The 26337-nt window shown below is 64.4% G+C and carries 26 protein-coding genes; 6 read left to right on the forward strand and 20 right to left on the reverse strand.

Going from position 1 to position 26337, the window contains the following annotated elements:
• Positions 1 to 97: 97 nt before the first annotated feature.
• On the reverse strand, positions 98 to 754 hold the full coding sequence (locus AWB74_RS03510; RefSeq protein WP_061145589.1) for an OmpA family protein: 657 nt from the start codon (positions 752 to 754) through the stop codon (positions 98 to 100).
• Positions 755 to 970: 216 nt separating this feature from the next.
• Between AWB74_RS03510 and apbC the strand changes: the two genes are divergently transcribed.
• The 4 genes from apbC to AWB74_RS03530 all read left to right on the forward strand — a co-directional run bounded on the left by apbC (position 971) and on the right by AWB74_RS03530 (position 5906).
• Complete coding sequence (apbC, locus tag AWB74_RS03515) at positions 971 to 2107, forward strand: iron-sulfur cluster carrier protein ApbC (protein ID WP_268811186.1); 1137 nt, start codon at positions 971 to 973, stop codon at positions 2105 to 2107.
• 119 nt (positions 2108 to 2226) lie between these two features.
• On the forward strand, positions 2227 to 2769 hold the full coding sequence (locus tag AWB74_RS03520; RefSeq protein ID WP_061145393.1) for a superoxide dismutase family protein: 543 nt from the start codon (positions 2227 to 2229) through the stop codon (positions 2767 to 2769).
• 178 nt (positions 2770 to 2947) lie between these two features.
• Complete coding sequence (dcd, locus tag AWB74_RS03525) at positions 2948 to 3514, forward strand: dCTP deaminase (protein WP_061145394.1); 567 nt, start codon at positions 2948 to 2950, stop codon at positions 3512 to 3514.
• A 106-nt stretch (positions 3515 to 3620) separates the two neighbouring features.
• Entirely contained in the window at positions 3621 to 5906 is a 2286-nt protein-coding gene (locus tag AWB74_RS03530) for an arginine/lysine/ornithine decarboxylase (RefSeq protein WP_061145395.1), read from the forward strand.
• A gap of 94 nt (positions 5907 to 6000) precedes the next feature.
• On the opposite strand, the gene AWB74_RS03535 is transcribed toward AWB74_RS03530, so the two are convergent.
• The 8 genes from AWB74_RS03535 to AWB74_RS03565 form a co-directional block, all read right to left on the reverse strand.
• The gene (locus tag AWB74_RS03535) at positions 6001 to 6954 is read right to left on the reverse strand and encodes a Csu type fimbrial protein (RefSeq protein ID WP_061145591.1); all 954 of its coding nucleotides are present in this window, start codon (positions 6952 to 6954) and stop codon (positions 6001 to 6003) included.
• 4 nt (positions 6955 to 6958) lie between these two features.
• Positions 6959 to 7132 (reverse strand): hypothetical protein, encoded by a 174-nt coding sequence (locus tag AWB74_RS46355; protein WP_160110228.1) that lies wholly within the window; start codon positions 7130 to 7132, stop codon positions 6959 to 6961.
• On the reverse strand, positions 7086 to 8588 hold the full coding sequence (locus AWB74_RS03540) for a fimbria/pilus outer membrane usher protein (RefSeq protein ID WP_235024471.1): 1503 nt from the start codon (positions 8586 to 8588) through the stop codon (positions 7086 to 7088). Before AWB74_RS03540 ends, AWB74_RS46355 begins: the two co-directional genes overlap by 47 nt.
• Positions 8589 to 9001: 413 nt before the next feature.
• A complete protein-coding gene (gene gstA, locus AWB74_RS03545; RefSeq protein ID WP_061145592.1) occupies positions 9002 to 9607 on the reverse strand; it encodes a glutathione transferase GstA in 606 nt (201 codons plus the stop codon).
• Between the two features lie 83 nt (positions 9608 to 9690).
• On the reverse strand, positions 9691 to 10620 hold the full coding sequence (locus AWB74_RS03550) for a bestrophin family protein (RefSeq protein ID WP_061145397.1): 930 nt from the start codon (positions 10618 to 10620) through the stop codon (positions 9691 to 9693).
• A 114-nt stretch (positions 10621 to 10734) separates the two neighbouring features.
• The gene (locus tag AWB74_RS03555) at positions 10735 to 11454 is read right to left on the reverse strand and encodes a fimbrial biogenesis chaperone (RefSeq protein WP_061145398.1); all 720 of its coding nucleotides are present in this window, start codon (positions 11452 to 11454) and stop codon (positions 10735 to 10737) included.
• Between the two features lie 110 nt (positions 11455 to 11564).
• Positions 11565 to 12071 (reverse strand): Csu type fimbrial protein, encoded by a 507-nt coding sequence (locus AWB74_RS03560; RefSeq protein ID WP_061145399.1) that lies wholly within the window; start codon positions 12069 to 12071, stop codon positions 11565 to 11567.
• 204 nt (positions 12072 to 12275) lie between these two features.
• Positions 12276 to 12728: a hypothetical protein gene (locus AWB74_RS03565; protein WP_061145400.1), complete on the reverse strand. Its 453-nt coding sequence runs from the start codon at positions 12726 to 12728 to the stop codon at positions 12276 to 12278.
• Between the two features lie 451 nt (positions 12729 to 13179).
• On the opposite strand from AWB74_RS03565, the gene AWB74_RS03570 reads away from it, so the two are divergent.
• Positions 13180 to 14655 (forward strand): lytic polysaccharide monooxygenase, encoded by a 1476-nt coding sequence (locus AWB74_RS03570; RefSeq protein ID WP_160110229.1) that lies wholly within the window; start codon positions 13180 to 13182, stop codon positions 14653 to 14655.
• Positions 14656 to 14757: 102 nt separating this feature from the next.
• Here the strand turns inward: AWB74_RS03570 and AWB74_RS03575 are convergent, their stop codons facing one another.
• Positions 14758 to 15618: a 2OG-Fe(II) oxygenase gene (locus AWB74_RS03575; protein WP_061145402.1), complete on the reverse strand. Its 861-nt coding sequence runs from the start codon at positions 15616 to 15618 to the stop codon at positions 14758 to 14760.
• A gap of 254 nt (positions 15619 to 15872) precedes the next feature.
• Between AWB74_RS03575 and AWB74_RS03580 the strand changes: the two genes are divergently transcribed.
• Positions 15873 to 16802 (forward strand): lytic transglycosylase domain-containing protein, encoded by a 930-nt coding sequence (locus AWB74_RS03580; RefSeq protein WP_061145593.1) that lies wholly within the window; start codon positions 15873 to 15875, stop codon positions 16800 to 16802.
• Between the two features lie 33 nt (positions 16803 to 16835).
• Here the strand turns inward: AWB74_RS03580 and AWB74_RS03585 are convergent, their stop codons facing one another.
• From AWB74_RS03585 to AWB74_RS03630, 10 genes are read right to left on the reverse strand one after another with little or no spacing between them, the layout of a single operon-like run.
• A complete protein-coding gene (locus AWB74_RS03585) occupies positions 16836 to 18899 on the reverse strand; it encodes a glycoside hydrolase family 19 protein (RefSeq protein ID WP_087038832.1) in 2064 nt (687 codons plus the stop codon).
• Between the two features lie 30 nt (positions 18900 to 18929).
• Complete coding sequence (locus AWB74_RS03590; protein WP_061145405.1) at positions 18930 to 19370, reverse strand: hypothetical protein; 441 nt, start codon at positions 19368 to 19370, stop codon at positions 18930 to 18932.
• A 37-nt stretch (positions 19371 to 19407) separates the two neighbouring features.
• On the reverse strand, positions 19408 to 19785 hold the full coding sequence (locus tag AWB74_RS03595) for a type II secretion system protein (protein ID WP_061145594.1): 378 nt from the start codon (positions 19783 to 19785) through the stop codon (positions 19408 to 19410).
• A gap of 5 nt (positions 19786 to 19790) precedes the next feature.
• Complete coding sequence (locus AWB74_RS03600; protein ID WP_061145406.1) at positions 19791 to 20258, reverse strand: type II secretion system protein; 468 nt, start codon at positions 20256 to 20258, stop codon at positions 19791 to 19793.
• 24 nt (positions 20259 to 20282) lie between these two features.
• Complete coding sequence (locus tag AWB74_RS03605; RefSeq protein WP_061145407.1) at positions 20283 to 22220, reverse strand: secretin N-terminal domain-containing protein; 1938 nt, start codon at positions 22218 to 22220, stop codon at positions 20283 to 20285.
• Positions 22217 to 22789 (reverse strand): hypothetical protein, encoded by a 573-nt coding sequence (locus AWB74_RS03610; RefSeq protein WP_061145408.1) that lies wholly within the window; start codon positions 22787 to 22789, stop codon positions 22217 to 22219. The genes AWB74_RS03605 and AWB74_RS03610 overlap by 4 nt, the downstream gene beginning before the upstream one ends.
• Positions 22786 to 23307, reverse strand: a complete 522-nt coding sequence (locus AWB74_RS03615) for a hypothetical protein (RefSeq protein WP_061145409.1) — start codon at positions 23305 to 23307, stop codon at positions 22786 to 22788. The genes AWB74_RS03610 and AWB74_RS03615 overlap by 4 nt, the downstream gene beginning before the upstream one ends.
• Positions 23304 to 23879 carry a hypothetical protein gene (locus AWB74_RS03620; protein ID WP_061145410.1) on the reverse strand — a complete coding sequence of 192 codons (576 nt, stop codon included), beginning with the start codon at positions 23877 to 23879 and terminating at the stop codon, positions 23304 to 23306. Before AWB74_RS03620 ends, AWB74_RS03615 begins: the two co-directional genes overlap by 4 nt.
• Complete coding sequence (locus AWB74_RS03625) at positions 23876 to 24685, reverse strand: hypothetical protein (RefSeq protein WP_061145411.1); 810 nt, start codon at positions 24683 to 24685, stop codon at positions 23876 to 23878. Before AWB74_RS03625 ends, AWB74_RS03620 begins: the two co-directional genes overlap by 4 nt.
• 3 nt (positions 24686 to 24688) lie before the next feature.
• Positions 24689 to 26335 carry a GspE/PulE family protein gene (locus tag AWB74_RS03630; protein WP_061145412.1) on the reverse strand — a complete coding sequence of 549 codons (1647 nt, stop codon included), beginning with the start codon at positions 26333 to 26335 and terminating at the stop codon, positions 24689 to 24691.
• Positions 26336 to 26337: the final 2 nt, after the last annotated feature.

Raw genomic sequence — 26337 nt, forward strand, 5'->3', positions numbered from 1 at the left:
CCAAGTTTCAAAATTTTTTCAGACCGATGCGCGCGCCTGCCGCGCCGCTCTCGCCGAAGCGAAGGCACCGGCGATTTCCTCTTTGAAATCAGTTGCTTTACTGAACCTGGCCCGGCTGCGCGGTTGCACGCAGATAGATTTCCACGCGACGGTTCTGTGCACGGCCCGCTTCCGTCGAGTTATCCGCGATCGGCTGGTTCTGACCCATGCCCTGCGACGACAGACGCTGTGCCGGGACACCGTGCGTCGAAATGTACGACGCGACGCTCTGTGCGCGATTCTGCGACAGGGTCTGGTTGTAGGCCGGCTGGCCGGTGTTGTCCGTATGGCCGACGACATTCGCGATCAACTCCGGATGCTGCTGCATCGTCTGCGTGACGGAATTGAGCACCGGATCGAACGACGGCTTGATCGCGTAGCTGTTGGTGTCGAACGAAATCGAATTCGGGATGTTCACCTTGAGCGAGCCGTCCTGCTGCTCGGTCACCTGCGTGCCGGTGCCCTTCGAGTCGCCCGAAATCTTGCTCTTGATCGACTGCCAGTTGTAGCCGACGATGCCGCCGGTCGCCGCGCCCGCAGCCGCGCCGATCGCCGCGCCCTTGCCGCCGCCAAAGATAGCGCCGATCGCGGCGCCGGTTGCCGCGCCCGCGCCGGTGCCGACCGCCGTGTTGGTGCCCTGTTGCGTCTGGCAGCCCGCGAGCAGCGCGCCAGCGACGGCGAACACGGACAGGCGGGTCAGGAATTTGGTGTTCATCTTCATTCTCCTTGTGAATCGACAAGCGTTCGGCTATGAGCGCCGACAGTGCGAAAGGGTCTTCGGACGAGCCTCCGGGCGAGCCTCTACAATAATGAGAAAGGCGACCGTCTGCCCGATGCGATGCGTCCCCGGAAAGATTTGCAGCGGCATAGTGCAGTGCACGAGCCGCCGGGCGCAATGGCGCTAACAATTACTTGCAATTTCTTCAGTCTGTTGCGCGCGCCGAAGGCGGAAAGCAACAACCGTTCCAATGGAGCCTCGATGAGTATTGACCGCGCGAAGATCGACAACGCACTCGCCACACTGACCGATCCCAACACCAACCGCAAGTTCGCCGATACGAAAAGCATTCGCAATGTCGCAGTCGATGGCGCGAACGTCGCGGTGAGCGTCGTCCTCGGCTATCCGGCGAAAACGCAGTTCGGCGCCATCCGCGCGCAGGTGGAAGGCGCGCTGCGGCAGGTGGCCGGCGTCGCGAACGTCACCGTCGACGTATCGTCACAAGTCGTCGCGCATGCGGTGCAGCGCGGCGTGAAGCTGCTGCCGAACGTCAAGAACATCATCGCGGTGGCGTCGGGCAAAGGTGGCGTCGGCAAGAGCACGACGGCCGCGAACCTCGCGCTCGCGCTCGCCGCGGAAGGCGCATCGGTCGGCATGCTCGACGCCGACATCTACGGCCCTTCGCTGCCGATGATGCTTGGCATCACCGGCCGTCCCGAATCGCCCGACAACCAGACGATGAACCCGCTCGTGGGCCACGGCATCCAGGCGAACTCGATCGGCTTTCTGATCGAGCAGGACAACCCGATGGTCTGGCGCGGCCCGATGGTCACCTCCGCGCTCGAGCAACTGCTGCGTCAGACGAACTGGAAGGATCTCGATTACCTCATCGTCGACATGCCGCCGGGCACGGGCGACATTCAGCTCACGCTGTCGCAGAAGGTGCCGGTGACCGGCGCGGTGATCGTCACGACGCCGCAGGACATCGCGCTGCTCGACGCGAAGAAGGGCTTGAAGATGTTCGAAAAGGTCGGCATTCCGATTCTCGGTATCGTCGAGAACATGAGCACGCACATCTGCTCGAACTGCGGCCACGAGGAGCATATCTTCGGCGCGGGCGGCGGCGAGCGCATGGCGAAGGAATACGGCGTCGAGATCCTTGGATCTTTGCCGCTCGATATCGCCATTCGCGAGCGCACGGATGCGGGCCAGCCGACCGTCGTATCGCAGCCCGAGAGCCGCATCGCGGAGATGTATCGCGCAATCGCGCGGCGCGTCGCGATCTCGGTCGCCGAGCGTCAGCGCGACATGACTTCGAAGTTTCCGAGCATCGTCGTGCAGAACACCTGATTTCGAGCATCCCGACGAATCTTCGCGAGCCTTGTGCAATGCGGCTCGCGGTATCATGTCGCCTTCGATGCGCGGCAGCGCGGACGCAGAGGGCGTTCGCGGGCCGCCGAGAGGATCGCATGAGACACAGATTCGACGGGAGGGCAGCAAGGACGCCTGGCGTCTTGATCGCACTGGCGGCTTGCAGCGTGATGCTGAGCGGTTGCGGCCTCATCTTCCAGAATCACGAGAAACGCGCGGACGCGGTGCTTCAGCCGACGCCCGGCAACGCGGCGCGCGGCACCGTCACGCTGATCGAGCGCGCGGACGGCGTGCAGGTCTCGTATAGCCTCACCGACATGCCGCCGAACAGCGATCACGCGCTGACCGTGCACGAGCGTGGCGATTGCATCGCCGTGAACGATCAGGATTCAAGCCCGGTGTTCGCGCTGCCCGCCGAACGCAGAAAGCCGGGGTTCAGGCTCGAAGGCGAGCTCGGCAATATCCACGCGGACGCGACCGGCGCGGCGACGGGCTTCATCGTCGCGACGGATGTCTCGCTCGACGGCGTGCGCTCGGTCATTTCACGCGCGATCATGCTGCATCGCGAAGCAATGGATCCGTATGCGAACGCGCCGCACAACGTGGGGCCGGCGCTCGCGTGTGGCGTGATCCGCCGCTAGGCGACAAAGCGGGCGCGCGGTCTCGGCCGCCCGACCAATCGCGTAAAATACGCGCTTTCGTTTTTCCGCTTTCGTTTTTCGTTTGGCACGCGCGGCGCGATCCGCCGCCTGCCATACTCCGTTTCACCGCAGGCGGCGGTCGCGAGACCGAGCCGTTCACCGTTGAGTAACGTCCCCTATGATCAAATCCGACAAGTGGATTCGCCGCATGGCGGAAGAGCACAAGATGATCGAGCCGTTCGTGCGCGATCAGGTGCGTGTGGCCGAGGACGGCCGCAAGATCGTGAGCTACGGCACGTCGAGTTACGGCTACGACATCCGCGTCGCCGACGAATTCAAGATCTTCACGAACATCAATTCCACGATCGTCGATCCGAAGAACTTCGACGAGAAATCGTTCGTCGACTTCAAGGGCGATGTCTGCATCATTCCGCCGAATTCTTTCGCGCTCGCACGCACGGTCGAATATTTCCGCATTCCGCGCTCGTGCCTGACCGTGTGCCTCGGCAAGTCCACTTACGCGCGCTGCGGGATCATCGTCAATGTGACGCCGTTCGAGCCGGAATGGGAAGGCTACGTGACGCTCGAATTCTCGAATACGACACCTTTGCCTGCCAAAATCTACGCGAACGAGGGCGTCGCCCAGGTTCTGTTCTTTGAAAGCGACGAGATGTGCGAGACGTCGTACGCGGATCGCGGCGGGAAGTATCAGGGGCAGCACGGCGTCACCTTGCCGAAAACCTGATCATCGCGCTCATCAGAACGCGCACGCACTAAAGCTTGTCGAAAAGACCGCTGGCCCTTGAATTGCGTTCAGGGCGGCGGTCGTTTCCATTCTGGAGATTCGCCTCATGAAGTTCCGCTTCCCCGTCGTCATCATCGACGAAGACTTTCGTTCCGAGAACATCTCGGGTTCCGGCATCCGGGCGCTCGCCGAGGCGATCGAAAAAGAGGGCGCCGAAGTCCTCGGACTGACGAGCTACGGCGATCTCGCCGCGTTCGCGCAGCAGTCGAGCCGCGCGTCGTGCTTCATTCTTTCGATCGATGACGACGAATTGCTGCCATATGCGGACAACGTCGTCGTCGAGGGCGATACGCCGGAGCTCGCGTCGGCCATCGTCGCGCTGCGAGCGTTCATCAACGCCGTGCGCCGCCGCAACGCCGATATCCCGATCTTCCTGTACGGCGAAACGCGCACCTCGCGCCACTTGCCGAACGACATCCTGCGCGAGCTGCACGGCTTCATCCACATGTTCGAGGACACGCCGGAGTTCGTCGCGCGCCACGTGATCCGCGAGGCGAAGGTGTATCTCGATGCGCTCGCGCCGCCGTTCTTCAAGGAGCTCGTACAGTACGCGGACGAAGGCTCGTATTCGTGGCACTGTCCGGGGCACTCGGGCGGCGTCGCGTTCCTGAAGAATCCGCTGGGGCAGATGTTCCATCAGTTCTTCGGCGAAAACATGCTGCGCGCGGACGTCTGCAATGCGGTCGAGGAGCTCGGCCAACTGCTCGATCACACCGGCCCGGTCGCGGCGTCGGAGCGCAACGCGGCGCGCATCTTCGGCGCGGATCATCTCTTTTTCGTGACCAACGGCACGTCGACGTCGAACAAGATCGTGTGGCACGCGACGGTAGCGCCGGGCGATATCGTGCTCGTGGACCGCAACTGCCACAAGTCGATCCTGCACGCGATCACGATGACCGGCGCGATCCCCGTGTTCCTCACGCCGACGCGCAACAATTTCGGCATCATCGGGCCGATTCCGCGCGACGAGTTCAAGCCGGAGAACATCAGGAAGAAGATCGAGGCGAATCCGTTCGCGCGCGAGGTGCTCGCGAAGAATCCGAAAGTGAAGCCGCGCATCCTGACCATCACGCAGAGCACGTACGACGGCGTCATCTACAACGTCGAAATGATCAAGGATCTGCTCGGCGACATGCTCGACACGCTGCACTTCGACGAAGCCTGGCTGCCGCACGCCGAGTTCCATTCGTTCTATCAGGACATGCACGCGATCGGCGCGGGCCGTCCGCGCACGGGCGCGCTCGTGTTCGCGACGCACTCCACGCACAAGCTGCTCGCCGGTATTTCGCAGGCGTCGCAGATTCTCGTGCAGGACAGCGAGAACAGCGCGTTCGACCGCCATCGTTTCAACGAGGCGTATCTGATGCATACGTCGACGTCGCCGCAATACGCGATCATCGCGTCGTGCGACGTGGCGGCGGCGATGATGGAAGCGCCGGGCGGCGAGGCGCTCGTCGAGGAATCGATCGCGGAAGCGCTGGATTTCCGCCGCGCGATGCGCAAGGTCGATGCCGAATACGGCGACGACTGGTTCTTCAAGGTCTGGGGCCCGGACGCGCTGGCCGAAGAGGGCATCGGCGACCGCGAAGACTGGATGCTCAAGCCCAACGACCGCTGGCACGGCTTCGGCGCGCTCGCGGACGGCTTCAACATGCTCGACCCGATCAAGGCGACGATCATCACGCCGGGACTCGACGTGGACGGCGAATTCGGTGAAACCGGCATTCCGGCCGCGATCGTCACGAAGTATCTGGCGGAGCACGGGATCATCGTGGAGAAGACCGGGCTCTACTCGTTCTTCATCATGTTCACGATCGGCATCACGAAAGGCCGCTGGAACTCGATGGTCACCGAGCTTCAGCAGTTCAAGGACGACTACGACAACAATCAGCCGCTGTGGCGCGTGCTGCCGGAATTCGTCGCGCAGCATCCGTCGTACGAGCGCATCGGTTTGCGGGATCTGTGCGAGCAGATTCACAGCGTCTATCGCGCGAACAACATCGCGCGTCTGACGACCGAAATGTATTTGTCGAGCATGGAGCCGGCGATGAAGCCTTCCGAGGCATTCGCGAAGCTCGCACATCGCGAGATCGATCGCGTGCCTATCGACGAGCTCGAAGGGCGCGTGACGTCGATCCTGCTGACGCCGTATCCGCCGGGCATTCCGTTGCTGATTCCGGGCGAGCGTTTCAATCGCACGATCGTCGATTATTTGCGTTTCGCGCGTGAGTTCAACGAACGCTTCCCGGGCTTCCACACGGATATCCACGGGCTCGTCGGCGAGATGATCAACGGGCGCATCGAATATTTCGTGGACTGCGTGCGGGATTGATCATCGCCCGATGATGCGGTTCTGAAGGGACGGCCCAATCGGCGCAGGCGGATTGGGCTGTTTTTGTTTGGTTGCGCGTCGGGTTGCAGTGACCTCAAAAGTTGACGGTGGCCGTGATCGTGTCCGTATACCGCCCCGGCGTTTTCGAGGACTGCGGCGGTACCTGTCCATACACCGTCATCCTGTGCGCCGTACCCGTGCCAATCGCGCCCCACCGCGTCGTGCCGTTCGTGCCGTCGCCCCATATCTCGGCGCGGGAGGAGCCCAGGTAGAGCTGGTAATCGATCGTGTCCGCGCCGCCTTCGAGCAGGAGCTTGCGCTGCGTGATGCTGCCGCCCGGCGTGGTGCCGCCGTCGAGATCCACGAAGAAGTCCACGCCGGTGACACAGGTGACCGTCACGCTGCTCGTCGCCTGCAGCGTTTCGTTGAGCAGGCTGGTGTCGGCAAAGCGCATCGGCGTCGCGCTGATTTCGCAATCGACGCCGACATTCGCCGTCACCGTGAACGGAGCCGTCTTGAACGGCGCCGTCGACGTCGCGCAGTTCGGCGGCGTGCCGCTGTAGCCGACGTACACGAAGTACGTATCGGTGGCCGTGAACGGCTGCGTATAGGTGCCCACGGGCACGTTCTGCTTCGGCGGAACGCGTCCGTAGAACGGTTCGTTCGCCCATATATTGCCGCTCGGATAAACCGGCAAATCGAGAATCAGCGGCGCCGTGTTGGGCGCCGTCACCGATCCCCACACGCTGTTGTGATCCGGATCGACGTACAGGTTGTAGTTCAGCACCGCGCCGTTCGGGCCGATCAACTGACGCGGCGCGGTCGCGCTGATGTTCAGGCACATGCGGACCATCGGCGTCGAGTAGCCGCTGCACAAAATATGAATGCCGCCGACGATATCCTGCGGCTCCGTCTGAAGCGCGCTGATCGTGCCGAAGTCGGTATATCCCACTGAGAACGTGCAGTTCTGCGCGCGCGCTGCGTCATGCAGCGTCATCAAAGCGAGCAGCACGGCCACGCAACGGCAGATGTGAAACAGGCATCGCATGATCTCACCTCCCATCGTTCCTGTTCGCGACGCACGGCACCGGTCCGATCTGCGCGAGCGTGCCGGCCGCCGGCGCCGCGTACTTCACGTCGGCCGTGCAGTCGAGATTCCTGCCGTGGATCGTCACCTCGTTATTCGCCTCGAGCTTGTCGAAGAACGCGATGCCGTCGTAGCCCACCGTCGCCGTCGCGCCGCCCGGCGGCGAGCGTCACGACGCGCGCGTGCCCCGAGAAGCTGTCGAGCGAATCGATATAGCTCAGGCTCGCCGATTGCCCGCGCCCGAGTGCGACGGACGCGGTCGTCTGATAGATATGCTGAAAGATCGACGTGTTCGACAGCGCCGCGATATCGCGATAGCCGTCCGTCGCCCGCGTTGCCTGCACCGTGAACGAGAACTTCGGCCCGATGTACTGATAGCCGATGCTGAACAGCGCGCCCGTCATCCCGTGCAGCTTGCTCGCTGCCGCCGCCGTGCTCAGGACGCCCGCATCGCCGATGCCGATGATCGCGCCCGCGCCGCCGTTGGAGAGGCCCTGTCCGCCTTCCGCGTGCGCCTGCAGCGTGAGCCAGTCGGTGACGCCGTAGCCATACAGGCCGCTGAAGATCGGCGACGACTCGTAATCGTTCGAGCTGATCGTGTAGTTGTCGCGCAGAAAGCCGATATCGATCGAATAGTTCGACAGGTCTTTTGCGAGCAATCTGGTGTCGATGTAAAGCGGAATGCTGGTCGTCACGCGGCGCCCGAGCGCGTCGGTCACGACGACCTGCGCGACGCCCGCGCCGGTGAGGCTCGGCGGCTGCGAAATCTGGAACGGGCCGGGCGCCGCGTTGCCGCTGTACTGGCGCAGGCCGTTGATATAGAGATCGACGGCCGATGGCACCGCCGCCGAACCGGCGAACACCGGTAACGGAAACGTGATCAGATCCGGACGCAGGCTGAAATCGCGCTGCAACTGAATGCCGCCGTAGCGGACCGAGCGCGACCAGGCGACCGAGCCCGAAATGGTGTCGCCGACGGTCATCGTGAAGAGCGTCGAAGGACGGGAATACGTCCAGTTGGTGTCGAGCCGCGTGTAGCGGTTCAGGCCCATTCCGTTCAGATAGGTGCCCGTGTTGTCGAACACGCCGTAGTGCGTGAAGAAGCGCTGTTCGCTCCAGACGCCGAACTGGTCATCGTGCACCTCGCCGATATTGCGCAGATATGTGATGTCGTAATTGAGCACGAAGCCGGTGCCCGGCGTCGCTTTCGGCGTGGCCGCCGTGCGATAGCCGATGCGCTGCGTGATGCGGCGTGCCTCGTCGACTTGCAGGATCGCCTGCTGTTTCGCGACGGAATACTCGGCGTGCAGTCCGGGGATCGATGCCAGCGCGATCCAGCCTTCCGCGTCCGGTTTGAGATCGTTGACGCGCACGCCTGCATCTTCCAGTGTCGATGGCTCGGCGTACAACTGGCCGTCGCGCAGACGGAAGGTCGCGGGCTCACCGAGGCTCGCGCCGTTCAGCACGATTTCGAGCACGAGTGTCTGCGCCGCGCCGGGCCAGGGCGCTGCACGCTGCGCGCCGGCGAGGTTCGGAAGCTCGCCGGGCGGGCCGCCCGTTATGTCGTCTTGCGCAACCGCCGTCGATGCGATCACGAAAAGCGCAATGAACTCGCGCGCGAAACGCCCGCGACATCCGCATGGGTTTTCGCGAAAGACGGGCCGCGCGCGCATGGCAGATTTTTGTTGCGCTTATCGACGATCACAGGGTTTGAATGCGCAAGAAGATAAATAGTGATGCGAAATTATTTGCGCGATAAAAACCTGAATCACGACGGGAGCGCGAACGACGGACCGTTGCGGGATCGGCAAGACTGCATGGATGAGTTTCGAATAGCGTGGCATCGCCGCTCTCCAAAGTCCGCTCCGACCCATGACTTGATAGCGCGTCTCATGCTTGCTGACAAGCAGTTACTTATGTGACGGCGGAGCCACGCTCGATGCCGTCGATGCAATAAAAAACGGTCTCCGAAGAGACCGTTCGTTCATCGCGATTCAGCGCTCGGGATTCAGATGAGACCTTCGGCCTTCATCGCACGCTGCACGGCGGGACGCGCGCCGACACGCGCCTGATACGCGACGAGCACCGGCCACTTGCCGAGATCGAGATCGATATGCTTCGCCCAGCCGAGCACGGTGAAGAGGTACGCATCGCCGATGCTGAATTCATCGCCGAGCAGAAACGGCTTGTCCGCGAGCTGCTGCGCCGTGTAGGTGAGACGGCGCTCGAGATTCGACATCGCCGCGGCTTTCCAGTCGCTGCTTGCCGCAGGATTGAAGAACGGCGAGAAGTTCTTGTGCAATTCCGTGCCGATGAACGTCAGCCAGCCTTGCAGGCGATAGCGCGACATCGCGTCGGCGAGCGGAGCGAGATGCTTCGCCGGTGCCTGATCCGCGACGAACTGCATGATCGCGGGGCCTTCGGTCAGCAACTCGCCGCTGTCCAGCAGCAAGGCCGGCACGTAGCCTTTGGCGTTGATCGCCGTGAAGTCGGCGCCGCTCGTGGTCCGCTTGGTTTTCAGATCGACTGCTTCGATTTCGTAGGGCAGTCCTGCTTCTTCGAGAACGATATGCGAGGCGAGCGAACACGCGCCCGCTTTGTAGAACAATTTCAAATTCAATCTCCGTGACAACAACCGCTCAGGATTATGAATCAGTTCGATCGCGTGCGGCAGATGCAATCCTGAAATTGATTGTGTCAGTCGAGGATGTGTTCGGGCGACGACGTCGGCGGCTTGGGCGCGCGTTCGAACGCGGGATCGGCGGCCATGTCGTGCAAGGCGGTTTCGATCGAATCGCAGATCGCGTTGAGCGCGAGATCGTTCTCTTCCATACCGAACGGATCTTCGATTTGCGCGGCGATCGCTTCGAGCGCCATGAACGCATACGCGACCAGCAGCGCGAAAAGCGGCGTGAGCAGGCCCGCGCCATCGACGAGGCCGAACGGCAGCAGCACGCAGAACAGATAGATCGTGCGATGGATCATCACCGAGTAGGAGAAGGGCAGCGGCGTGCCCGCGATCCGCTCGCAGCCGCCGAGCACGGCCGACAGCGCGTTCAGATTGTGCTCGATCGCGAGCACCGCATAGCCGTCGAGCGCGCCTTCGCGCTTTATTTGCGCGACCCATTCGCCGAGCCAGAGCAAGAGCAGCGCGGGACGGAACTGCGAGGCCGCGGCGCGCGCGTGCAGCTCCGGCGGCAGGCGCGGCGCGAGATCGGCGAGGGCATCGGTGCCGCGCAACTGATGGCGCAGCGCATGCGCGAAGCCGCCCAGGACGGCGAGAAAGCGCCGCGTGTGAGCGGCATCGCGCGGATGCGGCAGAGTCAACGCCTGGCGCGCGAGGGAGCGCGCGGTGTTGAGAAGCGAGCCCCACAGCTTCCGGCCTTCCCACCAGCGCTCGTAGCTCGCGCTGTTGCGAAAGCCGAGGAACACCGCGAGCGCAATGCCGACGAGCGCGAAAGGCGGCGTGCCGAGGCCGATCGGATATTGGCGGAAGTGGTCATGCATGAAGATCGCCGCCACGGAGAGCGCGAAAATCAGCCCGAGCCTGGGCAGAAGCTGCGGCAGCACGGAGCCGCGCCAGACGAAAAGCAGCCGGAACCAGTTCAGCTTGGGGCGGATGATCATGGGCGGGCAGCGGACGAAAGCCGTGAATGTGTTCGACTTCGCCGATTATCTCGAAAATCGACGCGTTGCGAGCGAGGCGGCTCTCGTCGGTTAGATATGGCGCGTCTGGATTGGTCACTGCGCGGGTTCGATCGGCGCGTCCTGAGTCTTGCCGTTGATGGTCGCGCTTACGCCGCTCGGCGTGCCTTTCAGCTTCGGCGCGATGTCGGCCAGAGACCACGAACGCACGCGTCCCGCGAGCACGTAGCCGAGCAGCCCGGTGGAGAGGGGCACGTCGCCGCTGCCAGTCTTGATGGTGACGACGCTCAGTTGCGCATGCAGCTTGCCGGTGTTGCTTACGCGCAGGAAGGGCTGTCCGTTCTTCGGGACGATGTACCAGTGAAGCACCGGTTCACCCTGTTCGCCGCCAGCCGAAACAAAGAGGGGTACTGAGTAACGAAAGCGAAACTGAACCGCGTTCGCCGCTTCGCCGCCCGCTGCGGGCAACTCGTCGATCAGCAGCCGATAGGTCCGCTCGGCGGGCGGCGGCGCGCGATCGGCGCGAATCACGCGCACGATCTGCTTCGCGCCGGGCGCGATCGGCGCGATCGGCGGGCTCGCGATCAGATCGCGCGTCGGAACCATCGAGTCTTTCTCGTCGGCCTGATCCCAGTTGAAGACGCGTACTTGCGCGTTGATGGGCTGATCGCCATCGTTGCGCAATTCGATCGCCTTGCCGGTTTCGGTTGCGTCGAGATGAATGGAGACGGGGGAAATCTGCAGCGACGCCGCGTGCGACGGGCCGGCGTGGAGCGCCATCGAAACCGCTAGCGCACAGAGGAACACATGTCGCATCGCTGACCTCCGGGTCCTGGCCGACCGTCAGTCATTGATAGTGCGAATCGCAGGTAATGGCAAGCGCCGGGCGTTGCGCGCGGCGCTTCGTTCCTGCTCGTGCGCGTCGCTCAGAACGCGACGGTCGCGGTGACGGTCGACGTGTAGGTATCGGCGGCGGGCATCGATTGCGCCGGCACCCGGCCGTAGACGGGGATGGGTTGCGCGTTGCCGTTGCCGGTGCCGCCTACGACGTCGGTGCCCGTCGTTTGACCCCAGACCTGCGTACGGCCCACATCGCGATAGAGGTTGTATTTGACCTGCGCCGTGCCGCCCGCGTTGGCCAGTTCGCGATCGGCGATCGTCGAGCCCGCGGCCGAGCCTGCGTCGAGCGCAACCGTGTAAGGCGTGCCCTTCGTGCAGGTGACCACGAGGCTGCTCGCCTGATCGAGATTGCTGTCGATCACGCCCGTCGAGCCGAAGTCGAGCGGGTTCGCGGAGATCGAGCAGTCGGCCTGGACGGTGAGCGACACCTGGAACGTGGCGGTCTTGCTGCCTGCAAACGAACTCGGTGCGACGGACAACGCGGCTGCGCTCAAGATTGCGACCAGGGCTGCTTTGGCGAACGTGCTCTTCATGTTGTATCTCTCCGTGTAACTGCAGAAGTTTTGCGGTGGCGGGCTTGACGTCTGGTGCCCGTCGACATGTGAATAGATTAATGGGATAGAGCTTGAGACGGAACGGGACGACTCTTAAGCCGCGTGCGTCGAACGACAACGCGTCGTTGACGGAATCGAATCAATGGCCGGAAACGTCCGTTACCAGCATTGGATGCTTCGGCCTCAGAACACGACGGTCGTCGGCACGATTTCCGGAAGCGGGTCGCCTGGCGCGCGTGTGGCGGCGCCATCGTCGTTCGCGCTTTTTCCGGCGCCCGGTCCCGCGCGCTTCCTGCTGGCCTGCGATTCGGCTTGCGTCGTGTCGTGGCGCAAGGTGTAGCGCGCAACCGGGATATCGCCTTCGCCGGCCAGGAGGCGCGTGGCCTTGCCGAATTGCGGTTCGAAATCGCCGTCCTGCAGCACGTAAGGCGCAGTGCGGCCACTGCAGTGCACCGTGAGATCGCTCGAGGTCGAATTCAGAGCGGGCGTTGCGGAGACCACCGTGCACGTGTCCAGAACGGTTAGCGCCACTCTGAACGATGCGGACTCGCCGGCGGCCGAGGCGCCCGACATACCAAGCGTCATCGACAGGACGAATGCGACGACGATCGACATTACACGCAGCATGTTCTTCATGGCGGGGCCTCCATTGCGATAGTCCGATCCTGAACCCACCTTATCGCAGGTGTTTATAAGAATGAATGAGACAAGTCTTATTGAGGCGTTTTTGCGAATGCGCGACTGAATCAAAAACGCGCGTTGAATCGAGGCGTCGCAAAAGCCTGTTTGAATTTCAATCGAGTCCCGATTCGCGCACACGAATCGCGCGATTGAAACAGAGAAAATCCTGCCGATGGCAATTCGATTTTCGAACCCGAAAAGTCGCTTCAAACTACCCTGTATGGGAATGAGCAACTAGAATGAAAGTCATCCGGTTTCCATGGCCTTCCATAAAATTAGGAAGCCAAATCAATATTTCGCGCGCTTGATCAGTCGGTTCAATTGAACTGTCCGTGAAATCGAAAAGAAGCGGTTTCGAAAATCGAACGAAACAATGGGCGATTGCGTTTTCCCGAAGGAGGCTCGCATGTTTGCCGGAAAGAAGAAGTTAATTGCAGCGCTGGTTCCGTTGACGATGCCGTCCGCCGTATGGGCGCATGGTTCGATGGAAACACCGATCAGCCGGATTTATTCGTGTTTTCTCGAAGGAGCGGAAACGCCCAAGTCCGCGGCGTGCAAGGCCGCGGTGGACCTCACGGGGCCGCAGTTTCTTTACGACTGGTCCGGCGTGAACCAGCTTCCCAACGGCGATCACAAGGCATTCGTGCCCGATGGAACGCTCTGCGGCGGCAACAAGAGCAATTATCGCGGGCTCGATCTTCCGCGCAGCGACTGGACCGCGACGCCGATATCTCCCGATCTCAGCGGCAACTATCAGTTCGTCTGGTATGCCACCGCGCCGCACGTGACGCGCTATTTCCAGATCTACATGACGTCGGACAGTTACGACTTCAATCAACCGCTGAAATGGTCGGATCTCGATAGCAAGCCGTTTTGCGAAGTCACGAGCGTTACGCTCGAGAACCAGCGCTACAAGATCAGCTGCAAGCTGCCGGCCGGCAAGACGGGCAGGCGCGTGCTCTATGCGATCTGGCAGCGCAACGATAGCGCCGAAGCGTTCTATTCGTGCAGCGATGTGATCATCAACGCGTCGAAGACGACGTGGCGCGAGGTGCGTCCGATTCCCACGACGGCGACGAATCAGCCCGCCGGCATGAAGATCACGCTGCGTGTGTTCGACAAGGACGGGCACGATGTCGAATCGATCACTTACACGGTGACGTCGCAGACGACGGAAGCAGCCGCATGGGTGTATGCGCTCGCGCAGAAGATCAATACTGACGCGAAGCACGTGCGCGTCGGGCTCGTCGACAACAACTCGAACATCGTCGCGCAAAAGGATATGGCGGCGAATCGGATCTACGTCGACGGGGCGCAGGACTACAACTTCGCGATGGACTACACGGGCGCACCGACGCCCGCACCGGCGCCTGCGCCAACACCCGCACCGGCGCCTGCGCCAACGCCAACACCAACACCCGCGCCTACGCCAGCGCCGACACCCACACCGACGCCCACGCCCACGCCGGCGCCTACACCAACACCCACGCCAGCGCCCACACCCACGCCGACTCCAACCCCAACACCCGCGCCGACACCGAGCGCAGGCGGAGCTTGCGCGGTCGCCTGGCAAGCGGGCACGGTCTACAAGGCGAAGGAAACGGCATCGGTCAATGGTCGCAACTACAGCGCGCGCTGGGAAAACACCGATGATCCGTCGCGCAACTCGGGCACCGGCAAAGCCTGGCAAGACCTCGGTGCGTGTTCAGGCCAGACGACGCTGGCGTGCGCGCCGGCCTGGTCGAGCGGCAAGACCTACGCGACCGCCGGCACGAGCGTCAGCTACAGCGGCGCGAACTATCGCAACAAGTGGTGGAGCGCGGGCGTCAATCCGGCCAGCAATTCGGACGGCGCCTGGGAGAAGATAGGGCCCTGCAAATGAAAGAGCGCACGCGCTGCGCCGGCCGTGTTTCGGCGCAGCGTTTCGAATATGAGCACGATCGCGACATAACGTGCGGCGGACTTTCGGCAGCGAGCGGAGCGGTTACGCTGGCGCCCGAAAGCGCCCGCGGCGTATCCACTTCGTTGCGATCCATTTTTCGCCGCGCTCGACGGGGGTCCCCGCATGCAAGGTCCTGGGATCGGTCTGGCCGAGTTCGTTCACGTACTCGAAGTACAACGCCGCGCCGCGCCGCGGATGGATGGTCAGGCCGATGTCCGGGAACGTCGTGTCGCCGCCTTGCTCCACTTCATTCAGATAAAGAATCAGCGTTGCGACGCGCTGTCCGCCACGCAGCATGTGGTGCTTGCTGCCCGCCTGCTCTTCGGGAAAGTAGTCGAAATGCGGGCGATATTCGCCGCCCTCGTCGTATCGCAGGATATGCAGATCCTCGCCATTTTCGACCGGTTGCTGCACGAGCTCGGCGAGCCGCCGATCGATGGTCGCGACGAGCGCATCGGTCGAGCCATTGACGAACGCGCCTTCGCTCTTGCGCGCGTCGATCAGCACTTCGCTGCCCGAATCGGGATCGACCACGGACGAGCGCTGCACGCGTTCGCGGCCGATTTCGATCAGCCTGTCGCATTCCTCGTCACTCAACACATCGCAGAGCAGCGCGACGACCGGTTCTTCGCAACTGAAGAGTTTGTGCGCGGCGCGGTCGCTCGCGGCGAGCACGCGGCCAGGCGGAAGCATCGGCTTGCCGTACAGATATTCGCCCGCTGCCTCTTCGTCCTGTCCGATATCGTCGCCCGCGATGTGGCGCGCCAGTATCGAGCGGGCGGTGTTCGGATGGAACGCGTTTGCGATCATCGCGTCGATCAGCGATTGATGCGTGCATCCGCGGCGGATGTTGTCATCGAGCCAGCTCTTCCATGCGGCGTCGAAGCGGGGATTCGTGCTCATGGCGGCTTCGCAAGGGGTCGGAAATCGGGTTGCCGGAACGCGTCGTGCGGGCGCTGCATGCGACGGCGCGCAAAGAGTCCGCCTTCATGGAAGCACAGAGCAGCGCGAAAGACAACGGCACGGTTGAAACAAACGCGCGCACTGTTGTGCCTGCCGGCGCGCATTTCCCGTGGCGTCGCGCGGGAAGCGAACTATCCTTCGGTGAGACGCGCGGCCTCTGCACAGGATGCTGCCGTTCCCCGAAGGTTCGAGCCATGCGAAACCAGGCGATCATCGTTCTGAGGCCCACCGCGCGCCGTTGTATCGGCCTGGCGCTCGTGTGCGCATGGCTCACGCTCGCGAATCCCGCGCACGCGGCGTCGATGCTCCGGTGCGAAGGCGACGACGACTCGGTGAGCTATGTCAGCGGGAGCGCCGGCAACGCCCACTGCAGCCGCCTGAGCATGCTCTGGCAATCGAGGCCGCCCGCGCCCGTGCCCGCGTCCGGCGCGCAGGCGGGCGGGACGACGCCGGAGAGCCGCCGCGCCGGCGCGGTCCAGCCGGCCGCCATCGGACCGCTCGACGGCGCCAACGCGGCGCTGCCGCTCGGTGCGCCGCGCCGCGCCAGCCTGACGACGCGTGAAGCGACGACGCGCATCTACAGCTACATCGAAGACGGCGTGCGGCACTATCTCACGCGAATGCCGGAGAACGCGGCGCGCGACGTGACGGTGATCCAGCTGCATTTCATCGAGACGTGCAATCTGTGCGCGCCCGATACCCCCGTGAACGTCGCGGCGTTGCTGCTCAACAGACGCTCGTATCGACAGGAGATCGATGCGAATGCGGCCGCGTTCGGCGTCGACAGCGCGCTCGTGCGGGCCGTGATTCACGCGGAGTCGGCGTATCGGGCGAACGCGCTCTCCCGCGCGGGCGCGCAGGGACTCATGCAACTGATGCCATCGACGGCGCTGCGCTTCGGGGTCGGCGATCCCTTCGATGCCGCGCAGAACATCCGCGGCGGCGTGCAATATCTGTCGTGGCTGCTCAGGCGCTTCGGCAACGATCTCGATCGCGCGCTCGCCGCCTACAACAGCGGCGAGGCGGCCGTCGACCGCTATGACGGCGTGCCGCCCTATGCCGAAACGAAGACCTATGTCGCGCGCGTCAAGGCGCTGACGGAGCGCTATCGCGCCGACCGCTGAGCGGCCGGCGCGCGATCGTCGTCGGGGCCGCGCTCACTTCGTGTTGTCGATCTCGATCTTGCCGTTGAATTCCACCTTGCCGCGGAAGAAGTAATCGGTGCAGGCCTTGTAATCGCCCGGCAAGAGCAGCGAGAAGGGCATCTGATAATCGACGATCTTGCAGCCGGTTGCGGGCTTGCCGTTGACCCACGAATAGTCCTTGTCGAGATACGCCTTGATCGCCGCCGCCGATCCTTCCTGGAAGCCGCGCATGTTGGCGCAGCCGAGCGGCTCGTCGCCGGGGACCGGCACGTTGAGCTCCCTCGCAAACTCCTTGTAGGCGTTGATGCGGTTCGTGACCTGCGGTTTTTCGGCGCCGCCGCCGCCGCATTCGATCCCGCCGTTGATGATGTACACCGTCGCGCCGAAGCCCGGCTTCATGTTGTTGCCGAGATCGACGCTGTTGGGCTTCCAGGTGCCGTCGATGGCCCAGGTCATCGGCGGCTTCGGCGTTTGCGGCGTCACCGCGAACCACACCGCCGACGCGAAGTTCAGCCACGTATCCGCGACGTTGCCCGGATTGTCGAGCAGCACGTTCACATCGCCGTAGAGCGCCTGCGAGAACGGGCCGAAGTTGTAGTTCCAGGAGAGTTGCTTGGAGCCTCGTCCGAAGTAGTCGAGATACTTGCCCTGGGCGTTCTTCGCGCACGGATAGAAGGTCCAGTTGGTCGCATGCGAGCCGGGCACGCACTGCTGATAGGCGCCGACGGCGGAGCCTTCCTCGTAGCCCGATTCGCGCAGGAACCACAATGCCTGTTGCCAGAAGGGGACCGCTGTGTTCTGCGGCATCGTGGCGAGCACGGCGTTGTTGTGATCCGTATTGGTGCGCGCCTGCGCGGGCGTCAGACCCGGCCAGTTCGCGCCCGTTTCCTGCGTGAAATGCGCGAACGACGTCGCGAGCAGTTTGCGGCAGATCGCGACGGCATCGCGTCCATCGGTGTAATCGCCGCAATAGGCCGGGAACTTGGCGATGCCGCGCAGGAAGTTCACGTACGAATACTTGACGTGCCGCACGGGGAAGAACTTGTCGAACTGGGCTTCCGACACGATCGCTTCGACCCGCCGCACATTCGACGGATTCGCCGCGCGGCCGGGCACGACCGCGTTGACGTCGGTATCGGGGAGTACGCGCTGCGCGTCGCGCAGGAGTGCGATGAGCGGACCGTTCGTCTGATCGACGAGCGCCTTCTCGGATGCGGCGAACTGCGCGGCGGTCGGATAGCCCGCGGGTTCGGGGATGTACGTGATCTTCGGTTTGTAGGACGCGGGGGAGGGTGTTGGGGTTGGTGTGGGCGCAGGCGTTGGCGTAGGTGTTGGCGTTGGTGTTGGTGTTGGTGTTGGTGTTGGCGTTGGTGTTGGCGTTGGTGTGGGCGCAGGCGCAGGCGTAGGTGTTGGCGTTGGCGTTGGTGTTGGTGTCGGCGTGGGCGTTGGTGCCGGCGTTGGCGTGGGCGTTGGTGCCGGCGTTGGCGTCGGCGTCGGTGCCGGCGTCGGTGCCGGCGTGGGTACAGGCGTTGGCGAAGGCGCTCCCCCAGAGCACGCCCCGAGATCCTCCCAAACACCGTAGGCGCCGGATTGCGCGGGGTTATCGCCTTGGGTCCACCACTTGTTTCGATAGTTGCGCCCGTTGGACGTCACGCGCGTCCCTGCGGTGGCATAGACTTGCGTCGCTGACCATGCCGCGTAGCAACTCGTTGGCGTTGGCGTTGGCGTTGGCGTTGGCGTTGGCGTTGGCGTCGGCGTCGGCGTTGGCGTCGGCGTTGGTGTTGGCGTGGGCGTCGGTGTTGGCGTCGGCGCAGGCGCAGGCGTCGGCGCAGGCGCAGGCGTCCCACCCGCCGCGCCGACGTCCTTCCACAGCGTCGGCGTATTCGACGGCGTCCATCCCGCGCCCGAATACGCCGTGTGCGTCTGCAACGCCTGATAAACGCGCCCGTTGTACGTCACCTTCGCGCCGGACGAATAGGTCTTGCCTTCGCTCCACGCTTCCTGCGCGAGCGTCACGCTGGCGTGCAGCACCAGCACGGCCGGAAGCAGCGCCAGTCTTCTGCGAATCGATAACATTTCAGATCCTCCGCGCAAGATCGACTCGCGCTATCGCCGGTTCATACTTCGCTCCGGAAAGTTGGTGAACTTCCAGTCCTGATACGTCGGCTTCAGCGCGAAGCTGGCGTAGTCGTCGGGAAAACCGTCCTTCTTGAGCGGCTCCTGCATCGACGAGCTGTACACGCCGTACAACTCGCCCCCCGGGCCGCGCTCCGTGAGCCAGTCGCCCTGGGTCATCGGATCGGAATACGCTTCGCGCAAAAAGCGCCGCACGAACGACACGCGCGGATCGTGCAGCAGATCGTCAAAGCTCTTCGGATACGCGCCGCTCTGATCCGCCTGCACGTACGCGACGATCGCGCGCCGGATGGCATCGCCACGGCGCAGCAGCTCGTCTTCCCGCGCGCGCTGCACCTGCGTCGACCACACGGTGCCGACCTCCATCAGATAGATGCCGATGAGCGCCACGCACACCAGCGCCCACAACATGCCGAAGCCGCGCTGCCTCGAAGCGCGCGCAAGGCCTCTACCAGCTGCTGTAGTCCGTGCCATCTTTGCCCTTGCCTTTCGCGCCGCTGCGCACGTTGTAGACACCGGGCGTGCCGTCGGCGGGCTGCTCGGTCGTCCATGCCGTACGGCTTTGCGCGACGGGATCCATCGGTATTTCGCGCAGATAGCGCTTCTGCACGAGTTCGTCGAGCGTTTGCGGATAGCGCCCCTGATCCGCCCGGAAGTGGTCGATGGAATCGCGCATCGCCGCCAGGTTCTGATGCAGCACGGTTTCCTTCGCCTTGTCCGCCTGGCCGAAATAGCGCGGCACCACGAGCGTGAGCAGCGTCGCGATGATCGCCAGCACCACCAGCAGTTCAATCAGCGTGAACGCACGCCGCGCCTTTTTCCACATCGCATTCACCATTTACGATAAGGAATGCCATTGAGCCCGTTTCCTTCGGATAACGAATGGACGTCGTAGACATCGTTGCCTTCGCTCGGCGAATCCGGCGGGCTCGCATAGCTGCGTTTGCCCCAGGTCTGCTCGTCCGAGCGGCTCGGGCAATCGCACAGCGGATCGCGCGGAACACGCCGCAGGAAATAGATTCGCGCGCCGCTCGGGTTGGTCTTGTCGACGACACCTTCCACCAACGTGTCCAGCCTGGGCGGATATCCCGTATCGCCCGCTGAACGATCGAACTTGCCGGCGTCGCCGGCTGCTTTATAGGCATCGATGGCATCGCGGATACTCCAGAGCGCGCGCCGCAGCTCGTCTTCCTTCTGGCGTTGCGCGGCGACCTGCACGAGCGGCGCGGCCACCGTCGCCAGAACCGCGAGGATCGCGAGCGTGACCAGCATCTCGATGATCGTGAAGCCTCGTTGCATGGCGTGCGGCTCGCATGATGTCCGTCAGGGTTGCGTGTTCGGCGGCGTGTCGCCGCCGGGCGGCTGCTGCGGCGCGACCGGCGGCATCACCGCGACGGGCGGCGGCAGCGGCGCGGGCACGGGTATCGGCGCAGGCGGCAGCGGACGCGCGGGCGGCGCGCGCGTGCCGGCAGGCGCCATGCGCGCGCTCTCGCTGGTCGACACCACGTCGCGTTCGGTCGTGATGCGGGTTTCCGTGCCGGAATCGAAGAGCATGACGTTGCCCGCCGGCGTCGCCTGGTTGCGCACGATGCGCGGCGTCAGCAACAGCACCAGCTCGGTCTGATGCTGGTCGTTCGCACGCGTGCCGAAGATGCGGTCGAACACCGGAATGCGGCTCAGGCCCGGCCATCCCGATCCCGTCGCGCGCTCGTTGCGCTGGAGCAGGCCCGCGAGCATCTGTGTTTCGTTGTTGCGTACGCTCATCACGGTATCCGCCGAGCGCGTGCCGATCTGATACGCGACGAGGCCGGTCGATGTCGTGATCGTGTCCGTCACGTTCGACACTTCCATGTGCAGCTTCACCTGCACTTCGTCGCTGCCGGCGATCACGGGCGCGACTTCGAGCGTCAGCCCGACATCCTGATAATTGACGCTCTCCGAGCTGAAGTTGCTGGAGAGCGTCGTCGTCACGACGGGCAGCCGGTCGCCGATCAGCACCTTCGCCTTTTCGCGATTCCGCACGCGGATGCTCGGATTCGCGAGCGTCTTGGTCCTGCCCTGGCTTTGCAGGAAGTTCACGCCGACAGGCCCGATGCGCACCAGCACGTCGCCGCTATTGAGGTGGCCCAGTTGCTCGAGCGTCAGCGTGCCGGTTTCGCGCGGGGTGTCGTTCGGATTTTGCGGCGCCGGCTGCAGCGCGAACGTGGCGCCGTTCGGCCAGTTGATGCCCATGTTGAGCAGATCCGACGACGTCACTTCGAGAATCTGCGCATCGATGACGACTTCCGCGGGCGCCACGTCGAGCGCCCTGATGATGCGTTCGGCGACTTTCACGGTGTCCGCCGAGTCGCGCATGATGATGCCGTTGGTGCGCTCGTCGAGTACGGCGTCGCGCGTCTTGACCATCTGCTTGAGCACGGCGAGCACCTGCGCCGCCTGCGCGTTGTCCAGATAGAACGTGCGCACGACGAGGTCCTTGTATTCGGTTTCCTTGTCGGGGCGCTTCGGATAGATCAGCACCGAGTTGCCGCTCACGACCTTGCTCGCGAGCTGATTGGCCTGCAGCACCATCGACAGCACCTGCTTTACCGGCGTATTGCTCGCGAAAATCGTCGTCGGTGCGGCGGCCTGCACATCGCGGTCGAACGTGAAGTTGAGCCCCGTGATGTTCGACACCAGCTCGAAGATGCTGATGAGCGGCTGGTCGCGGAACTGCACGGTGATCGGCTGATCCAGATTCTTGTCGAGCTTCGGCGCGAGGTCCTGTCCTTTCGGCGTGACGAGCATGTCGCGCAGCCGCGCGGCGCGGGCGTTGTCGGGCTGCTTCGCGAGCACGTCGTTGACGATGCCGAGCGCTTCCTGCGGCTGGTCCAGATAGATCGTGCCCGCGTACTGCACGGCCGCGTCGATCGGCGCCTGCTTCTCGATCCAGTCGATCATGCCGCTGGCGGTGTCGTCGCCGGGCGCGGCCTCCTGCGCCTTGCGCGCCCACGCGAGCGCCTGCGCGGAATCGCCCGCGCGATAGGCGACCGTCGCGCGGTTCAGATATTCGACCTCAAGGCGCCGCCGCAAGCTCAGATACCAGCTTCGTATTTCGAGGTCGTCGGGATATTGCACGGTCTGTTGCGCGAGCAGTTCGAGCTGCGCGTCGGGCGGCATGTTCGACAGCGTGTTTTCCAGTCCCTTGCGATGCATTTCGCTCGCGCATGCCGTCATCAGCGAAAGCACGGTCAGGACCGCCAAGTTCTTGAGCCGCCTCATTTCAGTTCTCCGAGCGCGAGCGTTTGCCGGCGCTTCAACGGCAGGTAGATGAACCGCACTTCCTTCCGGTTGATGTCCTCGATCCTGTATGCGTTGAGAATCACATCGCCCTTTTTCAGGAAGCTCTTCTTCTGGCAGTTGGCGCAAAGGGTGAACTCGCGCCCGGTTCCGGAGAGCAGCACGTAGAACACGCCGTCCTGATCCAGCCAGAGCGAGCGGACCGCGAACGGCAGCGGCGGCGGCTCGGGCGGCGGCGGCGGTTTCGGCGGCGTGAGCGGCGCCGGCGGCGGTGGCGGAGGAGGCGGCTGCCAGTTCTGGCTCGGGAAGACATCGACGGCAGCGGGCCGCTGCGCCTCCGCGGTCTCGATGGCGCTCGCGCTCGCGGCCGGCGCGCTTGCCGCGGCCGGCGCTTTCGGCACGGCGCGCGCCGGTGCGGGCGCGTCGGGCGCGTCCGGTGTTTCGGCCGGCTCGCCGCGGAAGTACGTGTACAGGATCAGACCGATCGCGACCACGAGCAGCCCGAGCACCGGCCGCGATACTTTCAGGCTGCGCACGTCGAGCCCGCTCATTTCGACGCCTCGACGAGAAAGGAGCACTGCAGGCGCACTTCGAGCTGCGTCGTGCCGATGTTCGGGCGCGAGATCGCGAGGCGCTCGCAACGCAGTCCCGGCATCGTGCGCAATTCGGCGATGAAGACGCGAAACTGCAGGTACATGCTCGTGAAACTCGTCTCGATGACATAGCGCTTCAACGGCGAGTCCTTGTCCTGCGCCGCGCTCTGATACGTGATCTGCGGCAGCGCGATGCCATTCTTCGCGGCGATCGCATGCAGGCTGTGCAGGAAGATGAAATAGCGCTGCTCGGCGCTGACGGGCGCGATCGCTTCGTCGGGCGAGGGCGGCGGGGGCTGCTTCAGCGTGGCGGCGCGCGCATCGAGATCGGCTTCGCGCGCGGCGATGTCCTCGCGCAGAGGGAGCATCTGCACGAGCGCGATCACCGCCGACGCGCCGAACAGCAGCACCGCGAGCACGCCGAAGGTGCCGAGCCGCCATTGCGCACGGCGCAGTTCCCATAGCAGGCGGTTCATTTCGGCGCTCCACCGGGCGGCGCGGCGGGCGGGCCTTCGGAGGCGGTTGCGGACGCGCCGGCGACCGGCTGCCCGAAGAACGGCCGCCACGTCACCTGGAGACTCGTCTCCACCGACTTCACCGGTGGCCCCGGCTTTTCGGTCTGCCGCTTCACAGTGACGTTTTCGGTGCCCGGCTGCGCCTGCAGCCAGTCGGCGTAGGAGAGCGCTTCCTGTGCCGAGCGCGTCTCGAACTGCATGTTGATGGTCCGCGACGCCGGGGCGATATCGACCGAAAGCAGCGCGATGCCCGGATTCCATCCTCCTTCGACGAGCGCGCGCGCCGGCTCCGCCGCATAGCGCTGCTGGGCCATCAACTTCGCGGCTTGCGCATCGCCTGAATGACGATGCGCATTGCTGATGGTCCTGAACTTCTGCTCCTGCTTCGCGATCGCGCTTTCGCGCTGGTCGGTGAGCGTGTCGAGATACTGCATCGTCAGCACGAGCACGACGACGCCGGCCGCGAGCGCGATCAACCCCGGCGCGGCGTCCGGCCGGTTGGCGCGATGCAGGTTCAGGGCGGGCGCTTTCATGACGATGCGTCCCAGGGCGCGGCGAGCCACTCGGTCTGCGAGCGGTCCGCGATCCATCGGTCCGCCGCGCCCGGCCCGATCACATAGCGGCGCTCGGGCGCATCGATGGCGCACAGCGCGAGCGCGTCGCGCCAGAGATCGTCGAGCGTGCCGGGCACGGGCAGCGCGATGAAGCCGGTCCAGCCGCCGCCACGCCGGAAGCCGATATGCGCGATCGCCGCCGCGCCCGCGGTTTCTTCGAGTTCGGCGATCGCGATGGCGCCATCGCGGATGCGCCGCGCGTGTCGGCCGAGCGCGAACGTGTAGCCCGGCACGATGCCGCCGAGCTGCAGCTTGCGTGTTTTGCACAGGCGCTCGATGCCCGCGCAGAGCGCTTCGGGCATCGCGGCGGCGAGGCGGCCCCGGCCCCACGCGCTGTCGGCGACGGCGTAGCGCCACGGCTCCGCGCCCGCGCCCCACTGAACCGCCTGCATGCGCGCGACCGACACCCAGTCTTCGGGCTTCGGCAGCGGCTGCCAAGGCAGCGCGTGATAGCGCGCGAACGGTGCGCCGACGACCACGCGCAACGTGTGCAAGCCGGGACGCGCGGGCCTGGGCGCGAGCGCCTCGATCGCTTTCAGCGCGGCGGCGATGTCGCCCGAAGGGGAGAGCGGCGTCATCGTCGGTGAAACCGGCGGTGAATTCAGCGTGTGCGCGCGTTCGCCGTCGAGCCAGATCGTCGCGCGGCTCATCATCGTCGATGCCGCGCTCATCGACGGCAGCTTCGCCGTTTTCAACGCGCCGAGCCGGTCCGATAAGCGCGACATCGCTCAGGCCTCGACCATCGTCACGCGATTGACTTCCGCGAGCGTCGTGCGGCCATCGGCGACGGCGCGCAGCGCAATCTGCCTGATCGGCACGAAACCGCTCGCATGGGCGAGCGCCTTCAGTTCCATGATCGGCCGCCGCTCGACGAAGCATTGCTTGATCGCATCGTTGAGGCGCAGCACTTCCGCGATCGGCTGACGGCCGAGATAGCCCGTGCGCCGGCAGGCATCGCAGCCCGCGCCTTTGCGAAAACGCCAGAGCGCGACCTGTTCCGGCGTGAGCCCCGAAGCGCGCAGCGTCGCTTCGTCGGGCGGCGTGTCGTCGCGCGCGCAATGCGGGCAGTTCTTGCGCATGAGGCGCTGCGCGACCGCGCCGAGCAGCGCATCGACGAAGCTGTGCATGTCGACGCCCATGTGCAGGAAGCGGTCGAGCACGGAAAACACGTTGTTCGCATGCACGGAAGTCAGCACGAGGTGGCCGGTCAGCGCGGCCTGCACGGCGATGCCCGCGGTCTCGCCGTCGCGGATTTCGCCGACGAGAATCTTGTCCGGATCGTGGCGCAGGATGGAGCGCAGGCCGCGCGCGAAGGTCAGGCCTTTCTTGTCGTTGATCGGGATTTGCAGCACGCCCGGCAGCTCGTATTCGACCGGGTCTTCGATCGTGATGATCTTTTCGTCGCCCGTGTTGATCTCGGTGAGTGTCGCGTAGAGCGTCGTCGATTTGCCCGAGCCCGTCGGTCCGGTCACGAGCAGAAGGCCGTAGGGCTCGTGCGCAATCGCGCGGATCGCATCGACGATCTCCGGCTCGTGGCCGATCGCATCGAGCCTGAGCGCCGTGGCCCCGGCTTCGCCGCGCTGCTTGTCGAGCACGCGCAGCACCGCGTCCTCGCCGTGTATCGACGGCATGATCGACACGCGAAAATCGATCTCGCGCTGACTGATGACCGCCTTGAAGCGCCCGTCCTGCGGGATGCGCCGCTCGCCGATGTCGAGATCGGCCATCACCTTGAGCCGCGACAGAACCTGCTCGGCCGTATCGACGCCCGGCGCGGACGCGGTCTCCTGCAACACGCCGTCGATGCGGTACTTGATGACGAGCCCCGCCGCCGTGCTTTCGATATGAATGTCCGATGCGCGCGCCTTCAGCGCGTCGTACAGCGACGAGTTGACGAGCCGGATCACCGGATGCACGTCCGCGGCGAGCGTCGCGAGCGTGATCTCGACGCCCGCTTCGCTCGTCGCTGCCGATTTCGTATCGACGCTGATGTGCGTGAGCGCCTGGTGCGCGGACTCGTGCAGCGCGAGAAACGCCATCAGCTCGGCGGGCACGCAGAACGCGAACGCGAAGGGCTTCTTCACGCGCTGCATCGCCCAGGCGCGCAGGTTCGGATCGAACGGATCGGCGAGGACGAGCCACAAGCGCGCATCGCTTGCCGCGGCGAGCAGGCAGCGGCGCGACATCGCTTCGCCGAAGGGCAGGAGATCGAAACGCGGCTCGAGCGTTTCGAGCGCTTCGGCTGCGAATCCGGTGAGGCCGATCGTCTGCGTGACCCTCGTCAGATAGTCGGCGGGATCGTGCCCGGCGTCGTCCCAGAACTGCTGCTGGTTCGGGCGCTGCGCGCGGACGGGTGTTTCGGTCGGCTGTTCCATGA

It is taken from the genome of Caballeronia arvi (assembly GCF_001544695.2).
Taxonomy (GTDB): domain Bacteria; phylum Pseudomonadota; class Gammaproteobacteria; order Burkholderiales; family Burkholderiaceae; genus Caballeronia; species Caballeronia arvi.

What these genes read in the sequence shown, in the direction of transcription:
- AWB74_RS03510 (WP_061145589.1), bottom strand. Translation starts at nt 754, where the DNA reads ATGAACACCAAATTCCTGACCCGCCTGTCCGTGTTCGCCGTCGCTGGC.
- AWB74_RS03520 (WP_061145393.1), top strand. Translation starts at nt 2,227, where the DNA reads ATGAGACACAGATTCGACGGGAGGGCAGCAAGGACGCCTGGCGTCTTG.
- dcd (WP_061145394.1), top strand. Translation starts at nt 2,948, where the DNA reads ATGATCAAATCCGACAAGTGGATTCGCCGCATGGCGGAAGAGCACAAG.
- AWB74_RS03530 (WP_061145395.1), top strand. Translation starts at nt 3,621, where the DNA reads ATGAAGTTCCGCTTCCCCGTCGTCATCATCGACGAAGACTTTCGTTCC.
- AWB74_RS03535 (WP_061145591.1), bottom strand. Translation starts at nt 6,954, where the DNA reads ATGCGATGCCTGTTTCACATCTGCCGTTGCGTGGCCGTGCTGCTCGCT.
- AWB74_RS03550 (WP_061145397.1), bottom strand. Translation starts at nt 10,620, where the DNA reads ATGATCATCCGCCCCAAGCTGAACTGGTTCCGGCTGCTTTTCGTCTGG.
- AWB74_RS03555 (WP_061145398.1), bottom strand. Translation starts at nt 11,454, where the DNA reads ATGCGACATGTGTTCCTCTGTGCGCTAGCGGTTTCGATGGCGCTCCAC.
- AWB74_RS03560 (WP_061145399.1), bottom strand. Translation starts at nt 12,071, where the DNA reads ATGAAGAGCACGTTCGCCAAAGCAGCCCTGGTCGCAATCTTGAGCGCA.
- AWB74_RS03565 (WP_061145400.1), bottom strand. Translation starts at nt 12,728, where the DNA reads ATGAAGAACATGCTGCGTGTAATGTCGATCGTCGTCGCATTCGTCCTG.
- AWB74_RS03570 (WP_160110229.1), top strand. Translation starts at nt 13,180, where the DNA reads ATGTTTGCCGGAAAGAAGAAGTTAATTGCAGCGCTGGTTCCGTTGACG.
- AWB74_RS03575 (WP_061145402.1), bottom strand. Translation starts at nt 15,618, where the DNA reads ATGAGCACGAATCCCCGCTTCGACGCCGCATGGAAGAGCTGGCTCGAT.
- AWB74_RS03580 (WP_061145593.1), top strand. Translation starts at nt 15,873, where the DNA reads ATGCGAAACCAGGCGATCATCGTTCTGAGGCCCACCGCGCGCCGTTGT.
- AWB74_RS03585 (WP_087038832.1), bottom strand. Translation starts at nt 18,899, where the DNA reads ATGTTATCGATTCGCAGAAGACTGGCGCTGCTTCCGGCCGTGCTGGTG.
- AWB74_RS03590 (WP_061145405.1), bottom strand. Translation starts at nt 19,370, where the DNA reads ATGTTGTGGGCGCTGGTGTGCGTGGCGCTCATCGGCATCTATCTGATG.
- AWB74_RS03595 (WP_061145594.1), bottom strand. Translation starts at nt 19,785, where the DNA reads ATGTGGAAAAAGGCGCGGCGTGCGTTCACGCTGATTGAACTGCTGGTG.
- AWB74_RS03600 (WP_061145406.1), bottom strand. Translation starts at nt 20,258, where the DNA reads ATGCAACGAGGCTTCACGATCATCGAGATGCTGGTCACGCTCGCGATC.
- AWB74_RS03605 (WP_061145407.1), bottom strand. Translation starts at nt 22,220, where the DNA reads ATGAGGCGGCTCAAGAACTTGGCGGTCCTGACCGTGCTTTCGCTGATG.
- AWB74_RS03610 (WP_061145408.1), bottom strand. Translation starts at nt 22,789, where the DNA reads ATGAGCGGGCTCGACGTGCGCAGCCTGAAAGTATCGCGGCCGGTGCTC.
- AWB74_RS03615 (WP_061145409.1), bottom strand. Translation starts at nt 23,307, where the DNA reads ATGAACCGCCTGCTATGGGAACTGCGCCGTGCGCAATGGCGGCTCGGC.
- AWB74_RS03620 (WP_061145410.1), bottom strand. Translation starts at nt 23,879, where the DNA reads ATGAAAGCGCCCGCCCTGAACCTGCATCGCGCCAACCGGCCGGACGCC.
- AWB74_RS03625 (WP_061145411.1), bottom strand. Translation starts at nt 24,685, where the DNA reads ATGTCGCGCTTATCGGACCGGCTCGGCGCGTTGAAAACGGCGAAGCTG.
- AWB74_RS03630 (WP_061145412.1), bottom strand. Translation starts at nt 26,335, where the DNA reads ATGGAACAGCCGACCGAAACACCCGTCCGCGCGCAGCGCCCGAACCAG.